Origin of the sequence: Burkholderia sp. AU4i (genome assembly GCF_000466765.1) — a bacterium.
Lineage (GTDB): Bacteria > Pseudomonadota > Gammaproteobacteria > Burkholderiales > Burkholderiaceae > Burkholderia > Burkholderia cepacia.
This window is the reverse complement of the sequence record NZ_ASSI01000485.1, coordinates 1-841: the sequence shown is the minus strand read 5'-3', so window position 1 is coordinate 841 and position 841 is coordinate 1. Positions and strand designations below refer to the sequence as shown.

Annotated in this window: 1 pseudogene; it reads right to left on the bottom strand. The window is 62.9% G+C overall.

What is annotated here, in order from left to right:
* Positions 1-494: 494 nt before the first annotated feature.
* Positions 495-841, bottom strand: a pseudogene (locus L810_RS43695) (glutathione-disulfide reductase); the annotation flags it as partial.

The window sequence follows — 841 nt, the reverse complement described above, 5'->3', positions numbered from 1 at the left end:
TAGATGAGTGAAAGGAGCGCGCAACCCGTGCGTTGCGACGACATGCGGATGCGCGGCGCGGTACGCGACAGGCTCGCGCGCGCCGGCTACACCGTTATTCTGGTTACTGCGCTGTTGATCGCGCATGATCGGCCCCGTATATGATTTTTCGCGATCATATCAAGCCTGTTTATCGAGACGAGGAGTCTTGATAATAGTTGACGATTTTCTTACTTATCCGACGCGCGCGGTCAAATCGGCGCAATTCCGCGCCGACAGAGGCTTTGCAGGCATATGGGCGCAGCGTGCCGATTTTCCTTTGTTGTCTCCGACGATCGATCTCGAATCCGGCAATATCAGGATATATTGTCCGTACCGCCCATCCGCATGACCCCTATCCCGAGAATAATCGCCGCTATCCGGCTGCCTTTACCGCACCCGGCCGGTTCGCCTGTCACGATGCCTTCCGGCAATCCTGCCGCGCGCGCGTACGAACGCGCGCGCATCCGCGCCCGCTAGTCGGCCACCTTCTGCCGCATCGTCACGAACTCCTCGGCCGCGGTCGGGTGAATGCCGATCGTGTCGTCGAACTGCGCCTTCGTCGCGCCCGCGCGAATCGCGATCGCAATCCCCTGGATGATCTCGCCCGCATCGCGGCCGACCATGTGCGCGCCGACCACGCGCTGGCTGTCGCGCGCGACGACGAGCTTCATCAGCGTGCGCTCGTCGCGGCCCGACAGCGTGTGGCGCAGTGCCTTGAACGACGTGCGGTAGATGTCGACGTCGCCGTCGTAAAGATCGCGCGCGGTCGCCTCGGTGAGACCGACCGTCGCGACCTCGGGCTGGCTGAACACCGCCGACG